General features: G+C 71.2%; 3 protein-coding genes. All 3 read right to left on the reverse strand.

Annotated features, from left to right (window positions below):
* Positions 1 to 519, reverse strand: a 519-nt coding sequence (locus tag LE548_RS44650; protein WP_374116266.1) for an ATP-binding protein, incomplete at its 3' end; no start/stop codon positions are given.
* A gap of 265 nt (positions 520 to 784) precedes the next feature.
* The gene (locus tag LE548_RS44655) at positions 785 to 3628 is read right to left on the reverse strand and encodes an AAA family ATPase (RefSeq protein WP_225102769.1); all 2844 of its coding nucleotides are present in this window, start codon (positions 3626 to 3628) and stop codon (positions 785 to 787) included.
* Positions 3629 to 3807: 179 nt separating this feature from the next.
* The coding region (locus LE548_RS44660; protein WP_225102770.1) for an MFS transporter at positions 3808 to 4561 on the reverse strand (754 nt) is incomplete at its 5' end.

Consider the following 4561-nt stretch of genomic DNA (forward strand, 5'->3'; position numbering starts at 1 on the left):
ACGGATGGCCGTGCCGGACAGCGGCCCCAAGGGCACAGTGACCGCCGGAATCCGGTCGGACGCGGCTGCAACGATCTCTTCCGCCGGCCCGGCGGGGTCCGGTCGGCCGGCCAGCATCCACAGGACCGGCGAGGTGCGCAGGCGTGCCGGAAGCTGCTTCAGGGCGAACCGGCTGAGCGGGTCGGCCCACTGCACGTCGTCCAGGGCGATCAGCACCGGCACACTGCCGGCTCTGGCTTCGATCGCCTCGGCGAGCCGCTCCACCAGCCAGATCCGCTGATCCTGATTCCGCGCGAGATCGGCGAAGGCGTCGCCGGACAGCAGCGGCTGATCGCCGTGCAGGACGCAGGCCGCCAACGACGAGAGGGGCACAATGTGATGCAGCTCATCGGCCTTGCCGAGGCCGACGGAGAATCCCGCTGTCCTGGCCATGGCGACGGCCTCGACGAGCAGCGTGGTCTTACCGATGCCCGGTTCCCCCTGGAGCAGGGCCAAGGCGCCGCTTCCGGTGCGGGCCACCGAGGCGATCAGTGTGTGAAGTTCTTCGAGTTCGGCCTCTCGGCCGCGCAGACCGCTACGGGTCAGCAACCCGCCTGACCCCACCACGTACGCCCCTTCCGACCCGCACTCGCCTGCCGGAGCCGGGCTCAGCCCATGCCGACGAGTGACCGCACCCGTCCGCAGCAGATCCCTTCCCCGAGGTGGCGATTCTGCCGATGGACCGTGGACCCGCGCATCACACGAGTCCGGCCGCTCGTGAGGGAGGGCGTGGGATACGAACCAGTCACTCTGTGTGTTCGCGTGCGTCCACCAGGCGGGCGAGTTCGACCCGGGAGGTGATGCCGAGCTTGGTGAACGCGTGCCGCAGGTGCGAGCTCACGGTGTGCGGTGAGATCGCGAGACGCTCCGCGGCCTGCCGGTTCGTCAGGCCTTCCGCCACCAACCGGATCACCGCAACCTCCGAGGCGGTCAGCTCCGGCCACACCGTGACGGACCCCTTGGACGTCGAACGGCGCCGAGGCGACCCCAAGGCCCGCAGGCGACGGCGGACGCGTGCGGCGTCCCGCTCGGCCCCGGCCTGGGTGTAGAGGTCGAGTGCCTGGTCGAGGTGAGGCACGGCGTAGACGACGCGCCGTGCGGCCAGCTTGCGCCCGGTGTCCTCGAGCGCTGAGGCCCGTGGAATCAGCCGAGGGATGCCCTCGTACAACTCGACGGAACGCAGGAGGAGAACGAGGTCGTTGTCGAGCAGCCCCCGGGCATGCGCGGCTGCCGCTGCCAGGATCGGGAACTGCGGGTTGAGGGCTGCCCGCCGCTCCGCCACGGCGACCGCGGCCGCGGCACGTTCCAGCGCGCCGGCCCGCAAGGCCATGCGGACGAAGACGGCTGCGTCGGCCGGATCGTCCGGACTGGCCAGGGAAGGGCCCTCCAGGTCGAACGTCCCGAAGGATTCGTCGAGCAGCGTCATGGCCCGGCCAGGATCGTCCTCGGCGTCCGCTACCAGCGCCAGCAGCCAGGAGCCGACGTTGCGCACGAGGACTGCCGGGTCGTTCAGCATCCGCTTCACGTCGGCCGCGTACGCACTCGCCGCCTTCAGATCGTTCGTGTGCAGGGCGACGCGTACCAGCGTGTACAGGAGGGTGGCGTCGGCGAAGTTGCCCATGCCCAGTTCGTCGGCCATCGCGGACGCGGCCTCGGCCTCGGCCCGCGCATCCTCCAGCCGGCCCGCGTCCAGCAGCACCCGGGACCTGTTCATGATCCACAGGCCCATGGCCGCGGCCTGGCCCTGCCGCTGGGTCTCGCGTACACCGGCCTCGGACTCGGCGAGCGCCTCGACCGAGCGGCCGGCCGCGTTCAGCAGGAACGCCGTCCACAGAGCCTCCGGCACCCACAGCGAATGGGCGAACCCCACTTCGGTCGCCAGGGCCGAAGCCCGGTCCGCACACTCGAACGCGGCAGTCCAGTCCATCCGGTAGAACTGCACGACCGAGTCGACGGCGACCGCGGTGGCCTCGGCGGCCTTGTCCTGAGCCTGCGCCGCGGCCTGAAGAGCATCGCACACGGCGTCGGCGGTCGCCTCGAAGTCCCCCACCATCGACAGGTCGAGGGACCGCAGCGCAAGCAGCTGGGCCCGCAGCGAGGCCGGGATACCGGGAAGAGCGGCCCCGGCCTCGGCCTGCCGAGCCGCCTCCGTGAAGTCGTACTGGCCGGACACCCGCGCCAGGCCGAGCCGCACCCGCGCTTCGTCCTCCGGTTCCATGCTGCCAGGCGGGGCCGTGGCGGCAAGCCCCTGAGCCTCCGCCGGCTGTCCGGCCTGCCAGAGCAGCAGCATCGTCTCGGCGATGATCGCCGGCTGCTCGGGGGCTTGCTCGGCGGTGAGTTCCAGCGCCTGGCGGCTGAGTTCCACCGCTGACGACGGCGCGGACGTCGCGAGTTCCGCCGCGGCGGCTCTCAGCAGCTCCACGGCCCTGCGGTCACCCGGCTGCGCACTGTCCAGGAGGAGGGCGGCCGCCTCGGTGACCGGTGCCCCGCGCGCCAGCAGGACGTCGGCGGCATGGCACCGCAGAGCCCGGCGTACGGACACGGGCAGGCTGCCCTCGACGGCCTCGCGGATCAGGTCGTGGCGGAACAGCAGCCGGTCGTTCCGTTCGACGAGCAGATGGGAGTCGAGGGCCTCCTCCACCGGTGCGATCAGCGTCGCCGTCGGCTTGTCGAGCAGCTCTGCCAGGAGGTCGACGGTGACCGTGCGGCCGACGGCGGACGCGGTCTGCACCATCTCCCGGGTCGGTTCGGAGAGCTGGTCGAGACGCTGGCGTACGGAGGTCTGGAAACGTTCGGGAAGGTGTCCGCCCGTCAGACGCGCCACGTCGTGCGCGACGATCACCGAGTGCTCGTCGCGCATGCCGCGGAGCAGCTCTACCAGGAGCAGCGGCACGCCCTCCGCCCGGCGGGCGGCGCTCAGCGTCGCCGGATCCGGGGGCGCTCCCAGTACGTCCTCGGTGATCTGGGCGACCGCGGTGTCGGCCAGCGGTCCGAGCCGGAGCCGATGGGCACCGGCCTGATCCAGCCGGTCCAACGTCGTGCGCACGCCGGGTGTCCTCGTGCCGCTGCGGACGGCAACCAGCCACAGGATCGCGTGGGAGGACAGGCGGGCCGAGAGCGTGCGCAGGGCGAGAAGTGTCACGTCGTCCAGCCACTGGACGTCGTCGAGGACGATGACCAGTGACGTGTTGAGTGCCGCCTGTTCCAGCCGGTCCTGCAGCTCCTGCAACAGCCAGAACCGCTGCTCGGGCGCCGCCGCGAGGTCACGCAGCTTGTCCATGTCGAACAACGGCTCGGGGCCCGTCAGCAGACCGTCCAGCAGCGGGCCCAGCGGAACGAACTGGCCGTCGGGATCCGCGCCTCCCCGGAACACCCTCAGCCCACGGCGCACCGCGACGGCCTGCGCCTCCGCCAGGAAACGGCTCTTGCCGCTGCCGGGCGCACCTTCGACGCACACGATGCCGCCGCGGCCCTGAGCCAGCGCGTCGAACCGCCCGCCGATGAAGTCCAGCTCCTCTTCCCGGCCCCGTATGGGCGGCTGTACACCACCGGGTCCGTCAGTGGGGAACGGCTGCTGAAAACGGTCCAAGCGGGGTCCTCGTACGAGTGCGTGGCTGGGAGGAGACGGAACGTGTGGAACCAGGTGAGTGCTGCCCCAGCGTGCCATGTCCCTTCGCCCGGGAAACAGCAACCGTCCGCCAGACGAGATGCCTCTCACCTGCATCTTAAGCCTGGCCGCCAGGGTGGCTTCCCCGGGGTCGGCCGACCTTACAGGCTTGCGGTACCCGGCTTCGCCGCCGCTCGCTGTCGGCGCTCTGTGGCCCAGTAGAGGAGAGCCAAGAAGGGGAGGGCGGCGCCGAGGACCGTCAGGGCGGTCCAGCCTCCGGAGTGATAGACGACGGAGCCGAGTTGCGATCCGACCGCGCCGCCGACGAAGAACATGGCGATGAAGGCGCTGTTGAGGCGGGCTCGGGCGGTGGGGTCGAGCTGGTAGACGGTGTGCTGGCCGAGGATCAGGGTGGTCTGTACGGCCATGTCGATGAGGATCGCGGCCAGAGCGATCAGTACGACGCTATCTCCGCCGAACCCGGCGAGGGCGAAGGCCAGGGCGGCGACCACGAAGGCGATGCCGGTCATGGGGCGTACGAGCCCACGGTCGGCCCAGTGCCCGGCGAACGGGGCGATGGCCGCTCCGGCCGCGCCGACGAGGGCGAACACGCCGACCCCGACGGGGGAGTAGTGGAAGCGGGGGCCGGTCAGGACGAAGGAGACCGTGGTCCAGAAGGCACTGAAGGCGCCGAACATCGCCGCCTGGTAGAGACCGCGGCGCAGGAGTGCCGGGTGCGTGCGCACCAGCCGGAGGGTGGAGCGCAGCACGTGGTGGTAGGGGATGGTCGTGGTCGGCGCGTGCTGCGGCAGGGCCGCGCGCAATGCTACGGCCAGGACGGCCATCAGGGCGGCGGAGCCGAGGAAGACGACACGCCAGCCGGCGAGGTCCGAGACCAGACTGCTCAGCGTGCGG

Origin of the sequence: Streptomyces sp. CoH27, from assembly GCF_020181035.1 — a bacterium.
Taxonomy (GTDB): Bacteria; Actinomycetota; Actinomycetes; order Streptomycetales; family Streptomycetaceae; genus Streptomyces; species Streptomyces camelliae.